The sequence below is a fragment of the Sporomusaceae bacterium ACPt genome (genome assembly GCA_041428575.1).
GTDB classification, from domain to species: Bacteria; Bacillota; Negativicutes; order Sporomusales; family Sporomusaceae; genus Sporomusa_D; species Sporomusa_D carbonis.
This window is the reverse complement of record CP155570.1, coordinates 965,128-988,880: the sequence shown is the minus strand read 5'-3', so window position 1 is coordinate 988,880 and position 23,753 is coordinate 965,128. Positions and strand designations below refer to the sequence as shown.

17 protein-coding genes, 1 tRNA gene and 2 rRNA genes are annotated in these 23,753 nt (G+C 47.9%); 3 read left to right on the top strand and 17 right to left on the bottom strand.

What is annotated here, in order from left to right:
* Positions 1 to 54: 54 nt before the first annotated feature.
* From SCACP_RS04895 to pdaB, 7 genes are all read right to left on the bottom strand, one after another.
* Positions 55 to 130: transfer RNA gene (locus tag SCACP_RS04895), tRNA-Gln, on the bottom strand.
* A 191-nt stretch (positions 131 to 321) separates the two neighbouring features.
* Positions 322 to 3,239 (bottom strand): 23S ribosomal RNA (locus SCACP_RS04890).
* A gap of 422 nt (positions 3,240 to 3,661) precedes the next feature.
* Positions 3,662 to 5,258 (bottom strand): 16S ribosomal RNA (locus SCACP_RS04885).
* The 16S and 23S rRNA genes sit together here with 1 tRNA gene alongside, the layout of an rRNA operon.
* A gap of 559 nt (positions 5,259 to 5,817) precedes the next feature.
* On the bottom strand, positions 5,818 to 8,475 hold the full coding sequence (ppdK, locus tag SCACP_RS04880; protein ID WP_425060276.1) for a pyruvate, phosphate dikinase: 2,658 nt from the start codon (positions 8,473 to 8,475) through the stop codon (positions 5,818 to 5,820).
* Positions 8,476 to 8,795: 320 nt separating this feature from the next.
* Positions 8,796 to 10,337: a glutamine-hydrolyzing GMP synthase gene (gene guaA, locus SCACP_RS04875; RefSeq protein ID WP_425060275.1), complete on the bottom strand. Its 1,542-nt coding sequence runs from the start codon at positions 10,335 to 10,337 to the stop codon at positions 8,796 to 8,798.
* Positions 10,338 to 10,377: 40 nt separating this feature from the next.
* The gene (locus tag SCACP_RS04870) at positions 10,378 to 11,226 is read right to left on the bottom strand and encodes a menaquinone biosynthetic enzyme MqnA/MqnD family protein (RefSeq protein WP_425060274.1); all 849 of its coding nucleotides are present in this window, start codon (positions 11,224 to 11,226) and stop codon (positions 10,378 to 10,380) included.
* A 251-nt stretch (positions 11,227 to 11,477) separates the two neighbouring features.
* Complete coding sequence (pdaB, locus tag SCACP_RS04865; RefSeq protein WP_425060273.1) at positions 11,478 to 12,218, bottom strand: polysaccharide deacetylase family sporulation protein PdaB; 741 nt, start codon at positions 12,216 to 12,218, stop codon at positions 11,478 to 11,480.
* Between the two features lie 120 nt (positions 12,219 to 12,338).
* On the opposite strand from pdaB, the gene SCACP_RS04860 reads away from it, so the two are divergent.
* Complete coding sequence (locus SCACP_RS04860) at positions 12,339 to 12,596, top strand: tyrosine-type recombinase/integrase (protein WP_425060272.1); 258 nt, start codon at positions 12,339 to 12,341, stop codon at positions 12,594 to 12,596.
* Between the two features lie 85 nt (positions 12,597 to 12,681).
* On the opposite strand, the gene groL is transcribed toward SCACP_RS04860, so the two are convergent.
* From groL to tsaD, 5 genes are all read right to left on the bottom strand, one after another.
* Complete coding sequence (groL, locus tag SCACP_RS04855) at positions 12,682 to 14,322, bottom strand: chaperonin GroEL (RefSeq protein ID WP_425060271.1); 1,641 nt, start codon at positions 14,320 to 14,322, stop codon at positions 12,682 to 12,684.
* Positions 14,323 to 14,358: 36 nt separating this feature from the next.
* Positions 14,359 to 14,643: a co-chaperone GroES gene (gene groES / locus SCACP_RS04850; protein WP_425060270.1), complete on the bottom strand. Its 285-nt coding sequence runs from the start codon at positions 14,641 to 14,643 to the stop codon at positions 14,359 to 14,361.
* Positions 14,644 to 14,974: 331 nt separating this feature from the next.
* Positions 14,975 to 15,556 carry an ANTAR domain-containing response regulator gene (locus tag SCACP_RS04845; RefSeq protein ID WP_425060269.1) on the bottom strand — a complete coding sequence of 194 codons (582 nt, stop codon included), beginning with the start codon at positions 15,554 to 15,556 and terminating at the stop codon, positions 14,975 to 14,977.
* A gap of 1 nt (position 15,557) precedes the next feature.
* Positions 15,558 to 17,003, bottom strand: a complete 1,446-nt coding sequence (locus tag SCACP_RS04840) for a sensor histidine kinase (RefSeq protein WP_425060268.1) — start codon at positions 17,001 to 17,003, stop codon at positions 15,558 to 15,560.
* A gap of 258 nt (positions 17,004 to 17,261) precedes the next feature.
* Entirely contained in the window at positions 17,262 to 18,305 is a 1,044-nt protein-coding gene (gene tsaD, locus SCACP_RS04835; protein WP_425060267.1) for a tRNA (adenosine(37)-N6)-threonylcarbamoyltransferase complex transferase subunit TsaD, read from the bottom strand.
* A gap of 126 nt (positions 18,306 to 18,431) precedes the next feature.
* On the opposite strand from tsaD, the gene SCACP_RS04830 reads away from it, so the two are divergent.
* Positions 18,432 to 18,632: a small, acid-soluble spore protein, alpha/beta type gene (locus SCACP_RS04830; protein ID WP_425060266.1), complete on the top strand. Its 201-nt coding sequence runs from the start codon at positions 18,432 to 18,434 to the stop codon at positions 18,630 to 18,632.
* 125 nt (positions 18,633 to 18,757) lie between these two features.
* Here the strand turns inward: SCACP_RS04830 and rimI are convergent, their stop codons facing one another.
* The 4 genes from rimI to thiL are packed head-to-tail and all read right to left on the bottom strand — an operon-like array spanning position 18,758 to position 21,386.
* A complete protein-coding gene (gene rimI, locus SCACP_RS04825; RefSeq protein ID WP_425060265.1) occupies positions 18,758 to 19,207 on the bottom strand; it encodes a ribosomal protein S18-alanine N-acetyltransferase in 450 nt (149 codons plus the stop codon).
* Positions 19,207 to 19,899, bottom strand: coding sequence for a tRNA (adenosine(37)-N6)-threonylcarbamoyltransferase complex dimerization subunit type 1 TsaB (gene tsaB / locus SCACP_RS04820; RefSeq protein ID WP_425060264.1), 693 nt, complete (start codon positions 19,897 to 19,899; stop codon positions 19,207 to 19,209). The genes rimI and tsaB overlap by 1 nt, the downstream gene beginning before the upstream one ends.
* Positions 19,859 to 20,374: a tRNA (adenosine(37)-N6)-threonylcarbamoyltransferase complex ATPase subunit type 1 TsaE gene (gene tsaE / locus SCACP_RS04815; RefSeq protein ID WP_425060263.1), complete on the bottom strand. Its 516-nt coding sequence runs from the start codon at positions 20,372 to 20,374 to the stop codon at positions 19,859 to 19,861. Before tsaE ends, tsaB begins: the two co-directional genes overlap by 41 nt.
* Before the next feature lie 4 nt (positions 20,375 to 20,378).
* Entirely contained in the window at positions 20,379 to 21,386 is a 1,008-nt protein-coding gene (gene thiL, locus SCACP_RS04810) for a thiamine-phosphate kinase (RefSeq protein WP_425060262.1), read from the bottom strand.
* 177 nt (positions 21,387 to 21,563) lie between these two features.
* Between thiL and SCACP_RS04805 the strand changes: the two genes are divergently transcribed.
* On the top strand, positions 21,564 to 23,123 hold the full coding sequence (locus SCACP_RS04805; RefSeq protein ID WP_425060261.1) for a sigma 54-interacting transcriptional regulator: 1,560 nt from the start codon (positions 21,564 to 21,566) through the stop codon (positions 23,121 to 23,123).
* A 48-nt stretch (positions 23,124 to 23,171) separates the two neighbouring features.
* Here SCACP_RS04805 and SCACP_RS04800 read toward each other — a convergent pair whose 3' ends face one another.
* Positions 23,172 to 23,747, bottom strand: coding sequence for a GerMN domain-containing protein (locus tag SCACP_RS04800; RefSeq protein ID WP_425060260.1), 576 nt, complete (start codon positions 23,745 to 23,747; stop codon positions 23,172 to 23,174).
* Between the last annotated feature and the right edge of the window lie 6 nt (positions 23,748 to 23,753).

Sequence of the window (23,753 nt, the reverse complement as noted above, 5' to 3'; positions counted from 1 at the left end):
TTCAGTCACAACAGATAACAGTTCTAAACTACACAATAGCTCTTCATTGTTAATTGGCAGGGGCGGCTGGACTCGAACCAACGCATGACGGAGTCAAAGTCCGTTGCCTTACCGACTTGGCTACGCCCCTACTTAATAGGTGAACATCCTCTTAGAGGTATGCTCCCTAAAAACTTCACAGAAGAAAGACTGCGCAATATAGGATGTTCCTCGCTAACGCTCGGAACTAAGCGATTCGCACCAATCAGCCTTCGCCTCTCGGCTCGCCTTCTTGGGCTCTCTGCTTATCGCTTTCGCTCTTAAACTTTTGGCTCGCTTGTTTAAGTCAAGTCCTCGGCCGATTAGTACCAGTCAGCTCAATGGATTGCTCCACTTACACACCTGGCCTATCTACCTTATCATCTGTAAGGGGCCTTACTTCTTTCGAATGACAGACCTCATCTTAAGGCTGGTTTCACGCTTAGATGCTTTCAGCGTTTATCCTTTCCGGACGTAGCTACCCAGCTGTACTCCTGGCGGAATAACTGGTACACCATTGGTCCGTCCACTCCGGTCCTCTCGTACTAGGAGCAGTTCCCTTCAAGTCTCTTGCGCCCGCGATGGATAGGGACCGAACTGTCTCACGACGTTCTGAACCCAGCTCACGTACCACTTTAATGGGCGAACAGCCCAACCCTTGGGACCTACTTCAGCCCCAGGATGTGATGAGCCGACATCGAGGTGCCAAACCTCCCCGTCGATATGGACTCTTGGGAGAGATTAGCCTGTTATCCCCAGGGTAGCTTTTATCCGTTGAGCGATGGCCCTTCCACTCGGTACCACCGGATCACTAAGCCCGACTTTCGTCCCTGCTCGACTTGTCTGTCTCGCAGTCAAGCTCCCTTCTGCCTTTACACTCTTCGCGCGATTTCCATCCGCGCTGAGGGAACCTTTGGGCGCCTCCGTTACTCTTTCGGAGGCGACCGCCCCAGTCAAACTGCCCGCCTGACACTGTCCCGAGTCTCGTTACTCCTTCGGTTAGAACTCCAGTAAATAAAGGGTGGTATCCCAACATCGGCTCCACCAAGACTTGCGTCCTAGCTTCTCAGCCTCCCACCTATCCTGTACATCATTTACCAAAACTCAATGTCAGGTTGCAGTAAAGCTCCATGGGGTCTTTCTGTCCAGTCGCGGGTAACCTGCATCTTCACAGGTATTTCAATTTCACCGGGTCCCTCGTTGAGACAGTGCCCAAGTCGTTACACCTTTCGTGCGGGTCGGAACTTACCCGACAAGGAATTTCGCTACCTTAGGACCGTTATAGTTACGGCCGCCGTTTACCGGGGCTTCAGTTCGCAGCTTCGATTGCTCTAACCGCTCCCCTTAACCTTCCGGCACCGGGCAGGTGTCAGCACCTATACGTCAGCTTTCGCTTTAGCAGGCACCTGTGTTTGTGGTAAACAGTCGCTTGGGCCTCTCTTTTGCAACCTCTTTATGCTTCCACCGTTTCAAGTGTACACATCCGAGGCTCCCCTTTTCCCGAAGTTACGGGGACATTTTGCCGAGTTCCTTAACGAGGGTTCTCCCGCGCACCTTAGGATTCTCTCCCCGCCTACCTGTGTCGGTTTGCGGTACGGGCACCTTTTGTCTCGCTAGAAGCTTTTCTTGACAGCCGGGGTTCAGCAAGTTCGCTCTTATTTCTAACAGCTCCCCGTCACTCCTCAGGCTTTTCGCATCACGGATTTGCCTGTGATGCACCCTACAAGTTTAGACGCGACTTTCCATCCTCGCGCTTGCCTGCCCTTCTGTGTCACTCCTTCGCTCAATCGACTCCGGGTGGTACTGGAATGTTAACCAGTTGTCCATCGCCTACGCATCCTCGCCTCGGCTTAGGTCCCGACTGACTCTGAGCGGACGATCCTTCCTCAGAAACCCTTAGGCTTTCGGTGGACAAGATTCTCACTTGTCTTTTCGCTACTCATACCGGCATTCTCACTTCTATACTCTCCAGTACTCCTTACGGTATACCTTCACCGGGTATAGAACGCTCCCCTACCCATGTCGTTAGACATGCCATAGCTTCGGTTCCGTACTTTAGCCCCGGTCATCTTCGGCGCACAATCTCTCGACCAGTGAGCTATTACGCACTCTTTGAATGGTGGCTGCTTCTAAGCCAACATCCTGGTTGTTTCGGAAATTGCACATCCTTTGCCACTTAGTACGGCATTCGGGACCTTAGCTGATGGTCTGGGCTGTTTCCCTCTTGACCACGGATCTTATCACTCGTAGTCTGACTCCCAAGTTTTGAGTACAGCCATTCGCAGTTTGACAAGGTTCAGTAACCTAAACGGCCCCTAGCCCTATCAGTGCTCTACCGTCTGTACTTACCTCTTGAGGCTAGCCCTAAAGCTATTTCGGGGAGAACCAGCTATCTCCGCGTTCGATTGGCATTTCACCCCTATCCACAACTCATCCCAAAGCTTTTCAACGCTCACGGGTTCGGGCCTCCACGCATTTTTACCTGCGCTTCACCCTGGTCATGGATAGATCACTGCGGTTTCGGGTCTACAATAACTAACTTTTCGCCCTCTTGAGACTCGCTTTCGCTTCGGCTCCGTGTTTTCCACTTAACCTCGCTAGTTACTGTAACTCGCCGGTTCATTCTTCAATAGGCACGCCGTCGACCTTTTAACGGTCTTCGACTGCTTGTAGACATACGGTTTCAGGTTCTCTTTCACTCCCCTCCCGGGGTGCTTTTCACCTTTCCCTCACGGTACTATGCGCTATCGGTCGCCAAGGAGTATTTTGCCTTGGAGGGTGGTCCCCCCTGCTTCCCACAGGGTTCCTCGTGTCCCGTGGTACTCTGGATTCCAGCCGTTTCGCCTCTGTCTTTCGCCTACAGGGCTGTTACCTTCTGCGGCCTACCTTTCCAGGTAGTTCGACTAGACCTGGCTCAACTTCCGCCGGTCCTCAACCCCAAAGAGCAAAAGCTCTCTGGTTTGGGCTCTTCCCCGTTCGCTCGCCGCTACTTAGGGAATCTCGTTTGATTACTTTTCCTCCGGGTACTTAGATGTTTCAGTTCCCCGGGTGCCCTCCTAACCTAAGTTAGGTGACGGTGCATTATCACCGCCGGGTTCCCCCATTCGGATATTCATGGATCAGTGCCTGCTTGCGGCTCCCCATGACTTTTCGCAGCTTACCGCGTCCTTCGTCGGCTCTTGGCGCCTAGGCATCCGCCGTATGCCCTTACTAACTTGACTTAGTTACGACTGTTGATCGCGCATCATCTGCTTCGTTGGTCCTCGAAGTGTTTGCTTGCGTACACACTACGTACGCGGCGCTGCACACTTCTCCGGTCCGCCTTGCATCTGATACACGCTGAACAGTCTAAGCCGTTAATAAGCTTTTTCTAATAGCTTACGTTTTGCCTTTAGTATAAATCCTAATTGCGCGTAAAGAACTTCTCATATGTTACTATGAGGCATTACTTTACTTTTGCTTTCTTCTGTGCAGTTTTCAAGGAACATCAGGAATATCTATGTTATCATAGTCACTCGTGTATTTCAACAAGTAACTTCTGGTAACTAGCATTCCCTCAAAACCAAACAATGTAAGAGTTATCATCTGCCAAATGTACCGACCTGGAAGTAGTCCGAGTGTCACCTCGAACGGTTCTCCCTAGAAAGGAGGTGATCCAGCCGCACCTTCCGATACGGCTACCTTGTTACGACTTCACCCCAATCATCGGCCCCACCTTAGACGGCTGGCTCCTTACGGTTACCCCACCGGCTTCGGGTGTTTCCAACTTTCGTGGTGTGACGGGCGGTGTGTACAAGGCCCGGGAACGTATTCACCGCAGTATGCTGACCTGCGATTACTAGCGATTCCGACTTCACGGAGGCGGGTTGCAGCCTCCGATCCGAACTGAGAGCTCATTTGCGCGCTTTGCTTGACCTCGCGGTCTTGCCTCGCTTTGTTTAAGCCCATTGTAGTACGTGTGTAGCCCAGGACATAAGGGGCATGATGACTTGACGTCATCCCCGCCTTCCTCCGCATTGTCTGCGGCAGTCTCCCTTGAGTTCCCACCATAACGTGCTGGCAACAAAGGATAAGGGTTGCGCTCGTTGCGGGACTTAACCCAACATCTCACGACACGAGCTGACGACAGCCATGCACCACCTGTTTTCGCGTCTCCCGAAGGAGAGGGATCTATCTCTAGACCTTTCGCTCAATGTCAAGCCCTGGTAAGGTTCTTCGCGTTGCGTCGAATTAAACCACATACTCCACCGCTTGTGCGGGCCCCCGTCAATTCCTTTGAGTTTCAACCTTGCGGCCGTACTCCCCAGGCGGGATACTTATTGCGTTAACTCCGGCACAGAAGGGGTCGATACCTCCTACACCTAGTATCCATCGTTTACGGCCAGGACTACCGGGGTATCTAATCCCGTTCGCTCCCCTGGCTTTCGCGCCTCAGTGTCAGACACAGTCCAGAAAGCCGCCTTCGCCACTGGTGTTCCTCCCAATATCTACGCATTTCACCGCTACACTGGGAATTCCGCTTTCCTCTCCTGCACTCAAGATCTCCAGTTTCCTGCGCCTATACGGCGTTGAGCACCGCTCTTAGACTCAAGACTTAATGATCCACCTACGCGCCCTTTACGCCCAATAATTCCGGACAACGCTTGCCACCTACGTATTACCGCGGCTGCTGGCACGTAGTTAGCCGTGGCTTCCTCCTTTGGTACCGTCATTAGCTTGGATTATTCACCCAAACCACGTTCGTCCCAAACGACAGAGCTTTACAACCCGAAGGCCTTCTTCACTCACGCGGCGTTGCTCCGTCAGACTTTCGTCCATTGCGGAAGATTCCCCACTGCTGCCTCCCGTAGGAGTCTGGGCCGTGTCTCAGTCCCAGTGTGGCCGTTCATCCTCTCAGACCGGCTACTGATCGTCGCCTTGGTGAGCCGTTACCTCACCAACCAGCTAATCAGACGCAGACCCATCTCTAAACGGTAGCTTATAAATAGAGGCCACCTTTCTTATCCTCGCCATGCGGCCAGGATACCACATTCGGTATTAGCACCACTTTCGCGGTGTTGTCCCCAATTTAGAGGCAGGTTGTCTACGCGTTACTCACCCGTTCGCCACTATCTGCTGTCCAACACCGATGGCTCTTGTGTTGGCAAAAACTCTCGGTGTTGAACAGCAGACCGTTCGACTTGCATGTGTTAGGCACGCCGCCAGCGTTCGTCCTGAGCCAGGATCAAACTCTCCATGAAAAGCAGGCACACAGCGCTTTAGCGCTGATGTGATCGCTTTGTTCGCTGCGTTAGCAGTCGAACATCCGCGTTATCATGAAGCCATTTGTTGGCTCGTTAAATCAATAAAGAATTAATTTAGGTTTTCGTATGTCGCAAGCGACACACGAACCGCACATCTGGCCCGTACAATGTATCGAGAATACATAACATCACGGCCGTCAAGACCATGAATATTATGCAGCCCGTACGATAGTACGCTTTTGATGCATTCTTACATTGTTCAGTTTTCAGGGAACACATTCTTTTTTTCACCGCTACTGCATCGCAGCAGCGACAGTTATATATATTAGCAGGTTTATTCAACCGTGTCAACATATTTTTTTGGCAATTTTACTCCGAAATTTAATTTAAACCATTCATTTTGGAATATTTTGTCGCATCAATGGCGACTTGTATATAATATCACATACACTGAAGAGATGTCAACAACCTTATTCTTTGTAATTAGTGGAAGTAATATACTTCCGGATACCGCAATATAGCACCCGGAAGTATATTATTATAGTTTTTAAAAACTTTACCTAGTCCCAATAATTTCGCCGTCACTGATGGCTGCCTGGGCGGCTGCCAGTCTGGCTATTGGTACCCGATAAGGTGAACAGCTTACGTAATTCAGGCCAACTTCGTGACAAAAAGCAACCGAATTAGGCTCACCGCCGTGCTCGCCACAAATACCGATCTCCAGGTCAGGCCGGGTTTTCCGGCCACGTTTTACAGCCATGTCCATAAACGCTCCGACACCTTTACGATCAATAACAATAAACGGATTTTCTTTTAAAATTTTGCTTTCAAGGTAATGCGGTAAGAATTTTCCTTCGGCGTCATCGCGGCTAAAGCCAAAAGTAGTTTGAGTCAGGTCGTTGGTACCAAAACTGAAGAAATCACAGAATTCTGCTAGTTCGTCGGCAATGACACACGCCCGCGGCAATTCAATCATCGTACCTACCGCATAGTGGAATTTAACATTGACAGCGGCCATAGTTGCCTTCGCTATAGCATCAATTTTTCCTTTAAATAGCTTCATTTCATTTACATCAATAGTTAGGGGAACCTCAACCTCTGGCAAAACTTTATATCCTTCTTGGGTAAGTCTGGCAGCAGCATTAAAAATAGCTGTTATTTGCATTTCGTAAATTTCCGGGAAAGTGATCCCCAGCCGGCAGCCTCGGTGACCTAACATAGGATTGAATTCGTGTAAACTACGCACTTTTTTCAATAAGCGCAGCTTTTCTTCCAGAAGTACAGGGTCTTTGCCTGTTACCCTAAGTTCGGTTGTTTCGATAAGCAACTCTTCCAGACTGGGCAGGAACTCATGCAGCGGCGGGTCCAACAAACGGATGGTAACCGGATAGCCTTCCATGGCTTTCAATATTCCGTAAAAATCCCCCTCTTGCATAGGTAAAAGGTAGGATAGTGCTTTCTGCCGGTCTTCCAGTGTCTCGGCCAGAATCATTTGTTGTACATGAGGCAGACGGTCCTGACCCATGAACATATGCTCTGTTCTAACCAAACCGATGCCGGTAGCACCAAACTCCCGTGCTTTCTTAGCATCCTCCGGTGTGTCGGCGTTAGCCCGTATTCCAAGATATTTTACTTCGTCGGCCCAACTTAAGAGCGCTGTGTATTCGGCCGAAATTTCCGGATCTTTCATAGGTACTTGACCTAAAATAACGCGTCCGGTTGCGCCGTCAATGGAGACAAGTTCACCTTTTTTAATTACCGTAGTACCTACGCTAAACTCTTCCTTGATATAATCGATTTTGATAGCTTCGCAGCCACAAACACATGGTTTACCCATACCGCGGGCTACTACAGCAGCATGGCTGGTCATCCCGCCCCGGCTGGTCAGAACGCCTTGGGCGGCGACTATGCCGTGAATATCGTCAGGAGTAGTCTCAGTGCGTACCAGCAATACTTTTTTACCCATCTTGCCCAAATGTTCAGCTTCATCGGCGTCGAACACCACTTGACCGGAAGCTGCACCCGGTGACGCCGGCAAACCTTTGGCGATAACATTAAGCTGAGCCTGGCTGTCAATTTGCCGGTGGAGCAGTTGGTCCAGCTGACTGGGATCGACAAGAAGCAATGCTTGCTGTTTAGTTATTAACCCTTCCTGGGCCATTTCATAAGCAATGCGCACACTGGCCTGAGCCGTCCGCTTACCGTTACGGGTCTGGAGTATATAGAGGCGGCCGCGTTCAATAGTAAATTCAATATCCTGCATGTTCTTATAATGACTTTCGAGCAACCGGGCAATTCGGACAAACTCAGTATACATCTCAGGCATTTCTTCTTTTAGTTGAATAATAGGCCGGGGGGTGCGAATGCCGGCAACCACGTCCTCGCCCTGAGCATTGGTCAAAAACTCGCCATATAATGTATTTTCACCGGTTGACGGATTGCGGGTAAAGGCTACGCCGGTGCCTGAGTCATTTCCCATATTACCGAATACCATAGACTGAATGTTGACTGCCGTCCCCAAATCATGAGCAATTTTATTCAAGTTTCGGTAAATAATAGCCCGGTCGTTGTTCCATGAGCGGAATACCGCTTCAATAGCCATTTTCAGTTGCTCCATAGGGTCTTCAGGAAAAGCACGGCCTGTTTTACTGCGTACTAACTTTTTATAGCTATCGATAACTTTACGCAGTGATTCAGGCGTTAGCTCTTGATCATATTTAACACCTTGGTTTTCTTTTTGTTGGTTCAGTAAATCTTCAAATTCATATTTAGGGATCTCCAGTACTACATCTCCAAACATTTGAATAAAGCGGCGATAAGAATCATAAGCAAACCGTAAATTACCGGTATTATTAGCAACCGATTGGACAGTTTGTTCGTTCAAGCCCAGATTGAGGATAGTGTCCATCATGCCCGGCATAGAAAACATTGCACCTGACCGCACAGATACTAATAATGGGTTTGTCAAATCACCAAACTTCTTACCTGCCTGCTCTTCAACAACTGTCAAATTGCGTTTAACTTCATCCATTAACCCATCAGGTAATTTACGCCCCAAGCGATAGTATTCGATACACGCCGCAGTAGTAATAGTCATTCCTGGAGGCACAGGCAAACCGATATTGGTCATCTCAGCCAGGTTAGCCCCTTTACCTCCCAACAGAGCTCTCATATCAGCCCGGCCTTCTTTAAATAAATACACAAATTTATTCACTGATTTCTACCCCTCTCCGATAAATATCCAACATATTGGCAGCTTTGATACCACTACAGCGCCAATTCTCGCCGCTTCGCTTAAAGCGCACTCCACTTCCTCAGTGGAACTCAAATGTGGTTTACACTTAATATCAATCTGCGCGCCGGCAAATCAAGTTTTTAACATCCCCCCAATAAATAAATATCATACTCTAAATCGCTTTAATAATTTAATTAGTATAGCCTATTTATAGCATATTCAATATACATTATTATTTTCCTGCTTAGATAAAAAAAATTATGGACGGCTGGCAGCCGTCCATAATTCACTTCTCTATGCTACTCCCATTCAATAGTAGAAGGTGGTTTAGAGGTTATATCATAAACAATCCGGTTTACACCTTTGACTTCGTTAACAATCCGCCGTGAAATAGTGTCCAGAACTTCGTACGGCAGGCGTACCCAGTCGGCAGTCATACCGTCCTCGCTCTCTACGATTCTGAGGCCGATGGTATATGCATAAGTGCGTTCGTCACCCATAACGCCAACACTCTTCATGGCAGGCAGCACAGCGAAAGACTGCCAAACTTTCCGGTACAGACCGGCAATTTTTATTTCTTGATACACGATAGCATCTGCTTCGCGGAGAATTTCCAGCCGTTCCTCGGTAATCTCACCGATTATCCTTATCGCCAGTCCAGGTCCGGGGAAAGGCTGCCGCCAGACAATATCCTCCGGCAGGTTTATTTCACGGCCTAAAGCGCGTACTTCATCTTTAAACAAGTCTCTGAGCGGCTCAACCAGTTCAAACTTCATATCCTCAGGCAAACCACCCACATTGTGATGACTTTTGATAACAGCTGCGGTGGCTGTACCACTTTCAATAACATCGGGATATAGTGTACCTTGCACAAGGAAGTCAATGTTACCCAATTTAGCGGCTTCGGCTTCAAATACGCGGATAAATTCTTCGCCAATAAGTTTGCGTTTTTGCTCAGGATCGGTAACACCGCGAAGGCGGTTCATAAACCGTTCAACAGCATCCACGTACACCAAATTCATTTTAAACCCATCACGAAAAGTTTTGACCACCTGCTCAGCCTCGCCTTTACGCAAAAAACCGTGGTTTACAAATACGCATGTCAACTGCTCGCCTACGGCGCGATGTACTAAAACAGCGGCAACCGAAGAGTCAACTCCGCCACTTAAAGCGCACAAAACCCGCTTGTCGCCTACTTGAGACTTGATCTTGGCTACCGCCTGATCAACAAAAGAGCCCATATTCCAGTCACCAATGCAGCCGCAAATATTAAATAAGAAATTCCTGAGCATTTTCATACCTTCAGGGGTATGAACAACTTCAGGGTGGAACTGCACACCGTAAAGACGCCGTTCGTTATTCTCCATTGCCGCCACAGGGGTACTGTTGGTGTGCGCGGTAATATCAAAACCAGCCGGCGGCTCAGCGATATAATCACCGTGGCTCATCCATACCTGAGTTTCAGGGTTGATTTCAGCAAAAACACCTGTCGTCTTATCAATATATAATCGGGTATTGCCATATTCGCGCGAAGAAGCATGGGCGACCTTGCCGCCTAAAGTATAGGCGGTAAGCTGCATACCATAACAAATTCCCAGCACCGGTAAATTAATCTCAAATACCTGCGGATCGCACTTAGGCGCACCCTCACCATATACACTGGACGGACCACCTGAAAATACTATACCTTTAGGCGCCATCTGGCGAATTTTATCAATACTGGTGTTAAACGGCACTATTTCGCAGTATACACCGCATTCCCTGATTCGTCTGGCGATTAACTGGCTGTATTGGCCGCCAAAGTCCATGACTAAAATCATTTCCTGTTTGCCGGTCATCATATGTAGATATCCTCCTTTAAATTAGCTTCTTTATGTAATTTCATTGACCAACCTTTATAAAGTTTAAGCTGGGAATGCTGTCAATAAGCCCCAGGCGATTCGCAAGTTTGTAATAAGTAAGAAGTGCCGCCTGATGCTCTGGCGTCAGACGGTAGTTTAATAAGTTTATGTATGCGGTAACTTGTTGATCACTGAACGGTACTTTTCCCGAGAGCATGTTTACGGCGGCCGGCAAATGATTAAGTCCATAGGTAAAGCCCCCGACTACTCGTTCATGTACAACCGGAATTAAGTCAGGCCGCGCCGCCGCAAACTCCCGCCTTACCACCCATAATGCATACACCATGGCTTGTCCGGTTAACTTCTTCCATTCCTGGCCGATATCATAGTAGTAGTAATTAGGAGTTTGGTTGTGGTAGGCATACAGCGCGTCATCGCCGATAAGCAGCACAGCATCAGCTTGCACAAATGCCTCCGCTTGACTGGCAGCGCTACTGACAAAGTATTCCGGAGTGATGTTATAGGCAATATTCATAATTATTTTAAGCAGTGTATGTGAAGTAGCTGATTTGGCAGTGAGCGCCACGCGGGCGCTGCCCAATTCATCAATAGGGCGTTTCGCCGCCAACAGAATGCTCTGCAAACAACCGTCGGCGCTTATTGATACTTCAGGCAGAATTAGAAATTTATCGTTATGATGGCCATAAACAATCGAAGACACAGGACTAACATCAAGCTTGCCGTCCACAGCCAGTTGATTAAGCATTGACGGCGGGCCGGCCACAATATCAAGGCCCTGAGCAAATCCACCCTGCTTAAGACCGTGAGTCAATGGCAGACAGTTAATAAAATCAATATGTCCCAATTTTATTTGTTCATTCTGTATCATCGACTTCTCCGTCATGTATTTTTTAAGCTTCCTTAATCATACTTGCAAAGTTGTCGGCAAAATTAGTTATCGGCATAAGTTTGGAAGTTTATGCAATCTTGTAAATTTCGCTATATATCACCATAATCCTGCCAGAAAAAAAAATACCTCAAAAAAAACTGAGATTGCCTTACCGGCGTTCCGTAATGACGTCAAGAAGTAGGTTTCCCTCTCCGGTCATTGCGAGCGACAACGTGGCAATCTCAGTCTGTTTAATGTCTTTGAATACCTTTCTCACTATAATTTTCCAGCAGTTCACCTACAGTAACAAATTTGTACCCCTCGGCTTTAATTTTGTCAATAAGAATGGGCAGCGCATCGGCAGTCTGTACCGGTGTGTCTGACGCATGCATCAAAATAATGGCACCAGGTTTAAGGCGTTTCACGACCCGCTCAACAATTACGTCTCTGCCGGGATTCTTCCAGTCTAATGAATCTACATTCCAGATAATTGTCCGGTAGCCCAGTTCATCAGTCACTTGTAACGATTTTTGGCTATAGTGGCCGTTAGGTGGACGAAGCAGCCGGGGTTCCACACCAGTTACTTCTTTAATCTGCTCATGGGCTTTAGTTATATCTTCCTTCACCCATTCAGGCGTCATGTCGCCATAGTTCTCATGCCGGTAACCATGGCTGGCAATCTCATGTCCATCTTTAACCATGCGCTGGGCAACTTCCGGGTATTTCTTGGCCCATGGCCCCATGATAAAAAAAGTCGATTTCACGTCATTTTTTTGCAGAGTATCTAGTATCGACGGCGTAAACTTATTACCCCAGGAATGATCGAAAGTAAGCGCTACAACTTTTTGATCAGTGCGTGTACCGGCAATAGCAATTGGACCGCCGCTAATAAGCCCTGATATTTGCACATACATGGCCGATATCGCAAACAGGCCGACAATGCTGTAAAAAATGTTCCGGTGATAAAACAGGCGGCGCAGGTTGATAATCATATGGTTTCCCTCCTTCCGCAACTACAGTAGTATGTATGCGGCAGGAAAGCGGTTTATGCAACATTATGAAATGAGACTATAGTCTCAATCGCCCCATTTTATATACGGGTATTTTCTCCTATGTATATCAAGTTAATAGAAAACCGCATGGCCAGGCTTTTACGCATATCAGGATTAAATCAGGACTTAACACCTCATTCCCTGCGCCATACTCATACTTCCCTACTTGCCGAAGCTGGAGTCGGTTTAGAAGAAATTATGGAACGACTAGGACACTCTGACGATGAAGTTACAAGGACGGTATATTTACACGTCACTAAAGACATGAAAAAAGAGGCTGCTCAAAAGTTCAGCAACTTAATGAGCAACCTCTTATAAAACGATCATCTATGTGGTCAAAATGTGGTCAATTGACTTTTTCGGCTACCAGAAAGCCCGGATTTTATGGGGTTCTAGGCTCTGATTACATCATGCCGCCCATGCCGCCCATACCACCCATGCCGCCCATACCGCCAGGAGCAGCACCAGCCTCTTTTTCAGGCTTATCAGCGACAAGAGTTTCGGTGGTAAGAACCATAGCCGCGATGCTGGCAGCGTTCTGCAGTGCCGAGCGGGTAACTTTGGCTGGGTCAACAATACCAGCAGCAATCATGTCTACATATTCTTCGGTCAGAGCGTTGAAGCCCATACCTTTGCCGACTTTCTTAACATTCTCGACAACGACCGAACCTTCCAAACCAGCGTTATTGGCAATTTGACGTACCGGTTCTTCGATGGCGCGTTTTACGATTTGAACACCGGTTTGTTCGTCGCCGTCAAGCTTCAAGTTGTCTAAGCTAGCTTGAATGTCGATGAAGGTGGTGCCGCCACCGGCAACAATACCTTCTTCAACAGCAGCGCGCGTTGCGTTAAGGGCGTCTTCAATGCGCAGTTTCTTTTCTTTGAGTTCAACTTCGGTAGCAGCGCCGACTTGGATAACAGCTACGCCACCAGCAAGTTTGGCCAGACGCTCTTGCAGTTTTTCTTTGTCAAAGTCGGAAGTAGTTTCTTCGATTTGAGCGCGGATTTGGTTAACACGCTTTTTGATATCGTCGGCTTGACCATTGCCGTCAACAATAGTGGTTTCTTCCTTAGATACGCGCACTTGACGCGCACGGCCCAGATCGGACAGTTGTACGCTGTCAAGTTTGCGGCCCAATTCTTCAGTGATAACAGCACCGCCGGTGATAATGGCAATATCTTCAAGCATAGCCTTTCTGCGATCACCGAAACCAGGAGCTTTAACAGCTACAGCGCGGAAGGTGCCGCGGAGTTTGTTGACAACCAGCGTAGCCAAGGCTTCGCCTTCAACATCTTCAGCGATAATGAGCAGTTCTTTGCCTTGCTGAACAACTTTTTCCAGTACCGGCAACAGGTCGGCAACAGCACCGATCTTGCGGTCAGTGATAAGAATGTATGGATCGTTCAGGACTGCTTCCATTTTATCCGTGTCGGTAATCATATACGGAGAAATGTAGCCACGGTCAAATTGCATACCTTCAACAACTTCGAGGTCGGTGCCCATGGTTTTGGACTCTTCAACGGTAATAACGCCGTCTTTACCGACTTTTTCCATAGCTTCGGCAATCAGCTTGCCAATTTCTTCGTCTGCAGCCGAAATGGAGGCAACTTGAGCAATAGCGTCCTTGGTTTCAACTTTCTTGGCGCTTTTCTTGATTTCTTCAACAAGCACATCAACAGCTTTTTGAATGCCCTTTTTCAGGATCATGGGGTTAGCGCCGGCTGCAACGTTACGCATGCCTTCGCGAATCATAGCTTGAGCCAAAAGAGTAGCGGTGGTAGTACCGTCACCGGCTACGTCATTCGTTTTGGTGGCAACTTCTTTAACCAGTTGCGCACCCATATTTTCAAACGGATCCTCCAGCTCAATATCACGGGCGATGGTTACGCCGTCATTGGTAATTGCTGGAGCGCCAAACTTTTTATCAAGCACAACGTTGCGGCCTTTAGGTCCTAAAGTTACTTTAACAGCATTAGCCAGAGCATTTACGCCTCTTTCGAGCGCCCGGCGGGCTTCTTCGTCAAACAGAATTTGCTTAGCCATTATGTATTACCTACCTTTCGTTTTCTTATTTGCCGATTATTCAATTATAGCAAGGATGTCTCTTTCACTGATGATGAGGTACTCTTTGCCCTCAACTTTAACTTCGGTGCCGGCATATTTGGAGAAAATAATTTTGTCACCAACCTTAACGTCTAAGGCAACCTTTTGGCCATTATCCAGAGTTTTGCCTGAACCAACAGCCACAATTTTACCTTCTTGCGGCTTCTCCTTGACAGTGTCGGGAAGAACAATACCGCTCTTGGTAACTTCCTCCTTTGCCAAAGCTTCGATTACTACTCTGTCGCCTAATGGCTTAATCATGTTAAGAACCTCCCTTTATAGTGTGTTATATTTTAACTGTTTTGTTAGCACTCACTAAAGTTGAGTGCTAATTCCATAATTTATAATATAAAATTCGCTTGCAAAAATCAAGAGCATTTAGCTAAAAAATATGTAATTTTTTTTAAAAGGTAAAAAAAGTCAGGACATCGGCTATAGCAGCCTCTGTCCTGATGCAAAATTTTTATCCGATGATCAAGCCGCTCTAAGACTCCCGCCTTCTATAAGCGGGAGTTAAGAGCGGCTAAGTCCCTGGATAAGTTCAACTTAGCTTCAGATGGGGTAAAAACCCCACCTAAAGCTAAGTCTTTCTTTATCTTTTACGAGTAGCTGATTCAACAATGGCGGCAGCCACTTCCCGGATTGATTTTCGTTTACTCATGCTATATTGCTGAATACGCCGGTAGGCTTCGCTTTCAGTCAGACTGTAAGCATCCATTAAAATCCCTTTGGCGCGATCAAGCACTTTTCTGGTTTCCAGTGAATTCTTAACTTCTTCCAGTTCCCGTTCCAGTTCGGCAAACTCTTGAAACCTTGACAAAGCAATTTCCATAGCAGGAAACAAGTTGGCTTCTTTGACCGGCTTGACCAAATAAGCCAGTACGCCAGAATCCTTGGCTTTTTCAACAATCTCTTTCTGGCTGAAAGCCGTTAATAGGAGCACCGGAGCGAGTTTTTCGTTAGAAATTATTTTAGCAGCCGTGATGCCGTCCATCTCAGGCATCTTTATATCCATGATAACAAGGTCAGGACGGTACTTACGGGCCAGTTCCACTGCTTTCACTCCGTCGGGTGCTTCCCCAACCACACTATGTCCGGCTTCCTCCAATAACTCTTTTAGGTCCATCCTTATAATTGACTCATTATCAGCAACTACTATCCGTAAAGCGTCCATGTTACTCCTCCTTCGCCTCTTTAACGCCTTCCATCAGCCGGGGAATAGTAATAAAGGCATGGGTTCCGGCACGGGAAAACAGGCGGAATTTCCCCCCGAGGTCATTTTCTATCAACGTCCGGACTATCTGTAATCCCAGACTGTTGGTATTTTGCAAGCTAAAATCCTTAGGGAGACCAATACCATCGTCATAGATATCTATCTGATATGCTTCCGGTGTGGTCGCAATATCCACACCGATCAAACCTTCTTTACGTCCGACAAAGCCATGTTCGATGGAGTTTTGAATAAGCTCGTTGATTACCAAGGCTAAACTACTCGCCTGTTCGGACGGTAGAATAACGGTCTGACCATTGAGTACCGTTTCAATGTTAAAATCAGGTTCAAGCATATTTTGAATAACCAAGTCAAGAATGTTTTTAGTTACTTCGGCTACATCAATAAATTCCCGGTCCTGCTGCGACAAAAATTCGTGCACCACCGATATGCTCAAAATCCGGTTAACACTTTCGCGGAGTGCCGCTTTAACTTCAGGAGTTTTAGTGCGCCGAGCCTGCAGTCTGAGCAAACTGGCAATGGTCTGGAGATTATTTTTGACCCGGTGGTGTATCTCTTGGATCACTGCTGATTTTACCAGCAGTTCCTTTTCTTTTTTTCTGATTTCGGTAACATCGGCAATAATAAATACTGTCCGGACCGCCAGACCGCCGACAAAAATCGGAATGGCCCGTTGCACCAAAATCATGTTACCGGCTTCAATTTCCTTTTCGAGTGGTTGACCTGTGGACAATGCCTGCTGCGCCAACTTCATATTAACTTGACGGTCAGAGAGCCGCCGGCCGATAATCCGGTTGATGCCGAGCACTTTATAAATGCCGTCGGCAGCCGAATTAGCAAAAATAATATGGCTGCGCTCATCAATAATAACAATGCCATCTCTAGTGCCAAGCGGCCGATAAATTTTCCGGCCCAGCGGCCCGCTGGCCGCTGCCATAGTAAGAAGCATATAAGCTGTTTCCACTAACATTCCATGACCGTCGGCGCTGGCCTCCTGGCTGCTGGTTTCAAAACTGGCTGCGGCAATAACCCGACCGGTGGTGTCTTTGATGGGGTAAACCCGCATTTCCAGCGCGTCCATTCCCAACTCCCATTCCCGCTGGCCTGCAATGTTTGTACCGGAAACAAGCGTCCGCCATACCAGCGGTTCTTCGCTCGACTGGACGGCGCTCCCCAGAATATTGGACTTAAAGTCAATATAGCTAGTATTTGGCTTCGCCTGGGCGACAATGGTCAAAAAGTTCTCATTACGGGCCGGAGCATACAAGGTAACTTGCGCATGGGCTAAATCAGCAGCCAACCCCAGAACGCTTGCTGCATTATCAACAACTTCCGTCTGACTTGGAGTTAGCGCCGTTATTTTCCGGCAGATATCAGCGGTTACACCCATTTATACCCTTTCCCCCAATCCCGCAAATAAAACAAGCTTGCTAATCTTCTATGTATTCAACTGCCACCTTAAAAATTCCTTGTTATCTGGTCTTAAATTTACAAAGTTACACCTAATAATCTCTATTCACACTCATTCTAACATTATCCCCGCAGTTATCCACAATATCCACAGAGTTATGCACAACAGCATTGTCGTTTTAGCAGGGCGCCAACGGCCTTTTTCAGGTACTTACCCACATTATCCACAATTGTCACTTTATTGTTGTCCACATCCAATTCGACCGAATTTCAAAGAAGGTATGGCATTAAGGTTGAGATCAGCATAATCGCCGGCTAAATGCTGATAGTAAGCACGACAGGCAATCATGGCTGCGTTGTCAGTACAAAGCACAGGAGGTGGATAAAACAGTTTTAGCCCCTGTTCGCCAGCTTGGGAAGCTAAGGTTGCTTTTAGCGAAGAATTGGCCGCAACCCCGCCAGCCAGAACAAGCTGTTCGACACCGGTATGCTGAGCTGCTGCCAGTGTCTTCATGACCAATACGTCAACAACTGCTGCCTGGAAACTGGCCGCGACATCAGGAATGCTAACCGGCTCACCTCGCTGTGCAGCGTTGTTCAAATAATTTAAAACAGCTGATTTAAGCCCGCTAAAACTAAAAGCAAATTTATTTTCCCCCTCCTGGACAGCAAACGCGCGGGGAAACGGGATTGCGGCCGGATTTCCCTGTTTAGCGGCATTATCAATATGTGGGCCGCCCGGATATGGAAAGTTCATTACCCGGGCAATTTTATCAAAAGCTTCACCGGCAGCATCATCGCGGGTCTGGCCTAACAGAACTAAATCATTGTAATCTTTTAAGTAAACCAATGAAGTGTGGCCACCGGATACCACAAGCGCCACAAAGGGTGGCTCCAAATCACGATGGGCCAGGAAGTTGGCAAAAATATGCCCTTCCAGATGATTGACACCAATCAGTGGTTTATTTAAGGCAAAAGCTAAAGCTTTGGCGGTAGCCACTCCGACGAGCAACGCGCCTACCAACCCCGGACCACATGTAACGCCGATGGCTTCTATATCGGCTAGTATTGTTCCAGCCTCAGCTAACGCTTGGTCAACAACGGGAATAACATTTTCAATATGTTTACGGGACGCAATTTCAGGCACAACCCCACCAAATTTTTGATGTGTCGGCACTTGCGACGAAATAATATTCGCTAAGATTGTACGCCCGCCAGCGACAACGGCAGCCGACGTCTCGTCACAACTTGTTTCCAAAGCCAGGATTAATTTTTGCGTCATAAGGATTGACCTCCATAATGTATCTGCTAATTATTACATGAGATAAAGATGTATTTTAATCCTCAAACTGAGACAAATTAAAACCAAGGACAGCAACATGTAGTCCGCGAAAGGAGGTGTATAGTAATGGCACGCTCGAATAAACCTGTAAATCCGGCTGCTGAAAACGCTCTTGACCGCATGAAAATGGAAGTTGCCAACGAGTTAGGTATTTCCGAGCGCGTTCGTAGCCAAGGTTGGTCCACTATGACTTCTGCCGACTGCGGTCGTGTAGGCGGTCATATGGTTCGTAGAATGATCGAGCAGTATGAATCTACTCTCCAATAGATTTTAAAGCACAGGGCGGCTATGGCCGCCCTGTCGCTTTGTCACCCTTTTGCGCTTTTACGCATATTTTATTTACACAATCACCCTATTGGGGGCCGCGAATCTGTCCGTGGCCCCCGCTTTTTTTATAATTTGTCCAGCCACATGATTAACGCGTCTTCGCCGAGCTCCTGATAATAATTAGGTCTAACGCCGCGTTCAACGAAACCGCGACGGGAGTATAACTTACGAGCCGCCGTATTGGATGGCCTGACCTCAAGTGTCATACTGACCGCACCCAGACTTTTAGCAGTAAGAACCATGTGCTCTAAGAGCAGCGAGCCCAGTCCTTGGCCGTGGTATTCAGGCAGCAGAGCAATGTTGGTGACATGGGCTTCATCCAGAACTATCCACAAGCCACCATAACCAACGACCTGGCCGTTATCCACAACTACCAGATAATGCGCCAGGTCGTTATTACAGATTTCTTCTTCGAAAGCGGCGCGCGACCAAGGCGTAGCAAACGCCTTGGCTTCGACTTTCAGCACAGCATCAATGTCCTCAGGTTTCATCGGCCTGATGATTAAGTCTGCCATCACCGGCACCCCTGAGCCTGCCGTCGTTCCCATAGTTCCTCGGCTTCTGAGCGGCGGATGTAGAGCGGCTCTAAAGTAGCAACGTCATGTCTTATGCCTTGGGCATACATGTACTGGGCCATGACAGCCACACTGCCGGCACGGGGTATAATGACATGGGGCGGCGCAGGATTATTAATTTCCGACTTATGCATAACAGCCGCTTCTCCGAGCATAATGACAGGCCTACCCATACCGGCAAGTCCGGCCTGCGCCTCGGAAAAAGCCACTACCCGCGGTGGCTGGGTTTCATGCATAATGCCGTCCCGCCATTCATAAAGCCCTAGATAAATGTTGCCTTTCTGGGCATCCAGCATGGGGGCTAAAAGCACCCCCGGAGCCGGACAGGCAAAAGCCAGCGCAGCCAAAGTAGGCACACCGATAAGCGGAACAGTAAGCGCATAAGCCAACGCCTTAGCTGTCGCCAAGCCAATCCTGAGGCCTGTAAATGAGCCTGGGCCAATACTTACGGCAATGGCCTTAAGACTGTTTTGCGGCGTCTCAGCCATGGTTAACAAACTGGCAATATGCGGCATCAAGTGCTCAGAATGAGTTTTACGCGTCTGAATGGTAAGTTCAGCCACCAGCGTATCTGCCGTAGCAATAGCCACACTAGACACAAGGGTTGCTGTATCGATAGCAAGAATGGGCAAACTGTTTCAACTCCTCACAAATCTCTCTATACCGAGCTCCCTCATCCTTAAGGCAGATAACCCTTTCACTTGGCGAATCGCCAGGCTTTAGTGTCAGCCACAGGCGTTCTTCCGGCAAAAACTCGAGGAATTTTTCCGGCCACTCAATAATGGCGACGCCACCGGCTCCAATATAATGGTCAAAACCGATATCAGCAAGCTCAGCCGGATGTTCCAGGCGGTACAAATCAAAATGGTATATCGACAATTCCTGGCCCCCATCAGCCATTCCCTGATAAACATTAAGCACCGTAAAAGTCGGACTGGCAACCGCGTCAGTCACGTTAAGCCCGGCGGCAATTCCCTGGGTTAGCAGCGTCTTGCCTGTCCCGAGATTGCCGGATAAGCATAAAACATCACCAGGTTTCAGCACTCTGGCTACTTCTTGCCCCAGTTCATAAGTTTCGTCCGGTGATGCTGTTTTGAACACTAGCATAGAATTAATCCTCCTGTCGGAAATGGTTATACCCTCTGGCTTTCAGCGTTTGAACCTGACCGGCTTGATCAACAAGCGTTACGCCTTCGCCAGCGTCAACCACTTCGCCGACTTTTGTCACCGGCAATTCCGGATTAGCCGCTAACAGCGCCGCATATTTGCCCGGCTCCATGGTAAACACCAACTGAAAGTCTTCGCCTCCGTACAGGGCGTAATCAAGCGGTGTTTTCCCCAGTTTAGCCGCCGCTTCTTTAAGTTCAGCAGCAAGCGGTATCTGTCCGGCATAAAGCCTAATGCCAACTTGGCTGGCACTAGCTATTTCATTGGCTTCACTGGCAATCCCGTCACTAATGTCATCCATACTGGTAGCTCCGGCGGCAGCTACCAATTGTCCAAGTTTAACCTGCGGCCGGGGCGTTAAATGAGCCGTAACCAGCGGCCAGGCAAAATCGTAATCCTCCCATTGACCTGCTGTCAATAATTCCAGTCCTGCCGCAGAACTACCCAAATTGCCGGTCACAACCACAACATCACCAGGTTGAGCCCCCGAACGGCGTACCAGATTAGCCGGTTCAACCTCACCGGTCACAGCTACATTGATAACCAGTCCATGGGGGCTGGAAACGGTATCGCCGCCGACAATATTAACACAAAATTCATGGCAAATTTCTTTCATACCTTTGTATAAGTTTACCACCAAATCCGGCGGCGTAGAGTGAGGCAAAGCCACCGATACCACCGCATGACGGGGTGCTCCTCCCATAGCGGCAATATCGCTTAAATTAACAGCAATGGCTTTATAGCCAAGCTGCCAGGGAGTGGTGGTCGTTAAATCAAAATGCACCGACTCGACCAGCATGTCTGTTGTCAACAGTTGCAGTTGCTTGGGTGTCGGAAGCAGCACCGCAGCATCGTCACCAATGCCGACCACAACACTACTGTGGTCATTAATCGTATCTTGTTTAAGTACGTCAATTAGGCCAAATTCGCCTAACTCTTTAAGGCTGTTCATAAAAACACCACCTTTACGGCTGCATAATGTTTCTAATAATTTCTCTTTTATGCAGCCATTTCCTGCAAAGGTAGTATACCACAGCGTGAAAAAAAGTTGTATCAATCAAAGGATTTTTAGCGCTTACAGCAAATTTATCTGTAAATAACAGCCGGTTGCACCAGGAGGTCTTTCAAGATGGATAACCTGCGACTCAGAATATCCAACATTGACAGAGTTGGACTTGTCCTCGACATTTCCCGTGTCCTTGCCGTTAAAAAGATTAATATAATTTCCATGGAAGTTGAACTTAATAGTATTTTTATTGAAGTTGAACCGCTAGAAGAATTGGCTAAACAAAACATTATTAATGAACTGCGTTCAATACCGCAGATCACTGCGGTAACTGAAATTAGCCTTATGCCTCATCAGGAACGGGCCGAACAACTAAATGCCGTGCTTACCTCTATAAGCGAAGGGATTATCGGCATTGACCTTGAAGGCCGGATCACCCAATACAACCCGGCTGCCGAAAAAATCGTGCGCTTGCCGGCAACAGACGTTATCGGACAATTATTTGCCGATATCTTTCCTCCAACCTGTCCGTTATTAGATACTCTAAAACATGGCATGCTTTACAATAACCGAGAGATTGTTCTGGAAAAGACCAAAAGTCATTACTTGTCAAGCGGCCGGCCCATTATTGACAAAAGCCGCCGTATTATTGGCGCGGTGGCAATTATCAAAGACATCAGCGCTGTCCGGGAGCTGGTATACACAGTAACAGGCCAACTCCAGATTACCTTTGATGAAATTCTCTTCACCAGCCAGGCCATGCACCGGGTAGTAACACTTGCCAAATCGATTGCCCGCGGTGAATCTACTGTGCTTATCCGTGGCGAGACAGGCACCGGCAAAGAATTGTTTGCCAGAGCACTCCACGCCGCTTCACGCCGCCATAATAAAATGTTTGTGCCGCTCAACTGCGCGGCTGTTCCTGATACCTTGCTTGAAAGTGAACTGTTTGGTTATGAAGATGGCGCTTTTACCGGCGCCGTTAAAGGCGGCAAACAGGGCCTATTCGAATTTGCCAACGGCGGCACCATTTTCCTGGATGAAATTGGCGAAATTTCTTCCCATCTACAGGCCAAATTACTCCGGGTACTGCAGGAGGGAAAAGTCCGCCGTATTGGCAGTACACGGGAAATTGCCGTTGATGTACGTATTTTGGCCGCTACCAACCGTAACTTGGAAGCTATGATTGCCAAAGGCAGCTTTCGTGAAGATTTGTATTATCGCCTCAATGTAATTCCGCTATTTATCCCGCCGCTACGTCAACGGAGAGATGATATACCGCTGCTAGCCCAGTTTTTTCTCAAACGTTATGCCGCCCGTCTCCACAAGGATGTTGACACCATAAGTCAGACCGCTTTGGAAAAACTTTATAATTACCATTGGCCAGGCAACATCCGGGAACTCGAAAACGTTATCGAACGCACAGTTAACATTGTTTCTGGTAACATTATCCTGGGCGAACACATTATTTTTGACCAGGATTATACACCGGCTGCTCCCGCTACCCTCCCAGGCTGCAATCGCACGCTGGAAGAGATAGTGAACGAAGTTGAGCGCAATGTTCTTATCAAAGCTATGGCAAAATACACTACATCGCGGCAACTGGGCGCAGCTTTGGGACTTTCGCATACTGCGGTGCTCAATAAGCTGCGTAAACATGGGCTATCGTTAAGCCGGGGTTGAAGTTGCGATAGAAAAAAGCAGTTCTTCATATTTGAAGAACTGCTTTTTTCACTTCTTAATAACTTGCTCAGACCGGCTGAGCGGTTCACTGGTATCAACATGTCCGGAAATGGTTCCAATTTTCTTGCCTTCAACCATGATTTGGACCTGATGGATATCGGGAAATTCAGTAAGAGTGTTGACAATGGCGCCAACCAGCAAAAGTTCACTTGCTGAACCGCCAGTATTCTTCTTAACCAGTTTGTCGTCAAAATCAACATAGGCGATATGATCTTTAATTGTCAGGTTCTTTAACTTAGTCCCTGGTGGAATAACGTTAACCAGCTCGGGATTTTTGGTTCCGGCAAGCAACAATTCAATGGCAGTACGGGCCGGATGGCTATTTACAGGCACTTTGTGAGTCTCCGGAACAAGATACATAGCATCTTTGGTTGCATGATAAACAGTCAGCAACATAGTCTGTTCCGAACCGGGATTACCAGTCCCGGGCTGCGGCTGTTCAACAGCCTTGGGTGGTGTTGTCGGTACCGGCTGACTAGCAGGTGCCGAACTGTCACAACCAGCAATAATGATCATAAAGGCCATCATAAAGGCCATCAGCAACAATTCAAGTTTGTTTTGCATACTACC

Coding starts and splice junctions, on each gene's coding strand:
- guaA (WP_425060275.1), bottom strand. CDS start 10,337: ATGATGACCGGCAAACAGGAAATGATTTTAGTCATGGACTTTGGCGGC.
- SCACP_RS04870 (WP_425060274.1), bottom strand. CDS start 11,226: ATGATACAGAATGAACAAATAAAATTGGGACATATTGATTTTATTAAC.
- pdaB (WP_425060273.1), bottom strand. CDS start 12,218: ATGATTATCAACCTGCGCCGCCTGTTTTATCACCGGAACATTTTTTAC.
- SCACP_RS04860 (WP_425060272.1), top strand. CDS start 12,339: ATGTATATCAAGTTAATAGAAAACCGCATGGCCAGGCTTTTACGCATA.
- groL (WP_425060271.1), bottom strand. CDS start 14,322: ATGGCTAAGCAAATTCTGTTTGACGAAGAAGCCCGCCGGGCGCTCGAA.
- groES (WP_425060270.1), bottom strand. CDS start 14,643: ATGATTAAGCCATTAGGCGACAGAGTAGTAATCGAAGCTTTGGCAAAG.
- SCACP_RS04845 (WP_425060269.1), bottom strand. CDS start 15,556: ATGGACGCTTTACGGATAGTAGTTGCTGATAATGAGTCAATTATAAGG.
- SCACP_RS04840 (WP_425060268.1), bottom strand. CDS start 17,003: ATGGGTGTAACCGCTGATATCTGCCGGAAAATAACGGCGCTAACTCCA.
- tsaD (WP_425060267.1), bottom strand. CDS start 18,305: ATGACGCAAAAATTAATCCTGGCTTTGGAAACAAGTTGTGACGAGACG.
- SCACP_RS04830 (WP_425060266.1), top strand. CDS start 18,432: ATGGCACGCTCGAATAAACCTGTAAATCCGGCTGCTGAAAACGCTCTT.
- rimI (WP_425060265.1), bottom strand. CDS start 19,207: ATGGCAGACTTAATCATCAGGCCGATGAAACCTGAGGACATTGATGCT.
- tsaE (WP_425060263.1), bottom strand. CDS start 20,374: ATGCTAGTGTTCAAAACAGCATCACCGGACGAAACTTATGAACTGGGG.
- thiL (WP_425060262.1), bottom strand. CDS start 21,386: ATGAACAGCCTTAAAGAGTTAGGCGAATTTGGCCTAATTGACGTACTT.
- SCACP_RS04805 (WP_425060261.1), top strand. CDS start 21,564: ATGGATAACCTGCGACTCAGAATATCCAACATTGACAGAGTTGGACTT.
- SCACP_RS04800 (WP_425060260.1), bottom strand. CDS start 23,747: ATGCAAAACAAACTTGAATTGTTGCTGATGGCCTTTATGATGGCCTTT.